This is a genomic window from Frankia gtarii (assembly GCF_025403375.1).
Classification (GTDB): domain Bacteria; phylum Actinomycetota; class Actinomycetes; order Frankiales; family Frankiaceae; genus Frankia; species Frankia gtarii.
Genome location: NZ_JAMPTM010000535.1, coordinates 1 through 1,350, shown reverse-complemented (window position 1 = coordinate 1,350; position 1,350 = coordinate 1). Strand labels below are relative to the sequence as shown.

Below are 1,350 nucleotides of genomic sequence, written 5' to 3'. Positions count from 1 at the left end.
GGCCTAGGCTGTCCAGGGCGGTGCGCAGGAGGGCGGCGCCTTCGGCGTCGAGTTCCCCGCCGATCAGGGTGGTGCCGGCCGGGGTGTCGGTGAGGGTGAGCCGGCGGATGTCCGCCGGGTCCGCGCTCGGCTTCTCCCCACCTCCACCTCCACCCCCGTCGCAGCCCGCGTTGCCGTTGCCCGTTTTGCCGGTGCCGGGGTTGGTGTGCTCGCCGGTGCGGCTGTCGGCGTGGGGATCGTCGCCGCCGGGAGAGGTATCGACGGTGGTGAGCGTTTCGCGCAGGCGGGCGGCGAGTTTCGCGAGGTGGATGACGTCGAACTGGCGGGCGAAGCCGAGGAGTGCCTTTTCGGCGGCGGTGCGCTGTTCGGAAGTGGTACCGGTGGGCAGGGTGCGCATCGCGTCGCAGATCACGACAGCGTGCTCGACCGTGATTGTCCCGGCGGCCAGGGCTGCCCCGGTCGCCGCGCACACCGTGGTGCTGTCGCGGGCGAGAGCGACCTGCCGGCGGGCGTCCCGAGCGGTCAACGCCAGCCGGTCCCGCAACCACCCCGCCAGATCGGTCGCACCCTGGCGGACCGCGAACCCACGGTCCTGGGCCTCGACGAACAGCAGACCCCGCACCGCCGTGACCCGACCGACCAGCCGGCACACTCCCTCGATCAGCCCCTCCAACTCCCCGTCCGGCAACTGCCACGCGTCTGCGGCCAGCAGCCCGTCGACCTGCCCGGCGATCATCGCCAGTCGTGTCGACGGATCCGGATCGTCCCCGATGTCCTCATCGAAAACCATGGGTCAACGGTAGAACAACCAATCCCGGATGTCGAACATGTGTTCGTACGCTGTGAGCGGAGACGACGCGGGAACCAATCCGCACCCCGGCATCCAAGCCGGACAACCCGGCCACAACCAGGATTCGGCCGACATCTCCTGTCGCAGTCGGCGCGGTCAGGTAAGCGGCGCGGTCAGGTAAGCGGAGTGGGCGGGGGGCGGTTCGGCCGGGTAGGCGAACGGTCGTTCGCTTACCCGGCCAGGGGCAGGGCAGCGCGCCGCTAGGTGATCCGTACCGTCGGCGCATCCAGGTCGACACCCGCGAAGTCAGGCGGCTGCATCTGCTCTGCCGGCTGGACGCCCTCGACCGTTTGACCGCCCCCGGTCGATTGACCGTCCACAGCCGGACGGCCGCTCCCTGCCGGAGTGGTGCGGCCGTCCCCGGGGGTGCGGCGCTCCCTGGCGGTGCGGCCGTCCCCGGGGGTGCGGCGCTCCCTGGCGGTGCGGCCGTCCCCGGGGGTGCGGCCGTCCCTGGCGGTGCGGCCGTCCCTGGGGGTGCTGGGGGTGCGGCCGTCCCTGGC

The 1,350-nt window shown here is 72.2% G+C and carries 1 protein-coding gene; it reads right to left on the bottom strand.

The annotated features are described in order from the left end of the window. On the bottom strand, positions 1–790 hold a 790-nt coding region (locus tag NBZ83_RS32150; protein ID WP_261576516.1), incomplete at its 3' end, for a DUF222 domain-containing protein. Positions 791–1,350 lie beyond the last annotated feature (560 nt).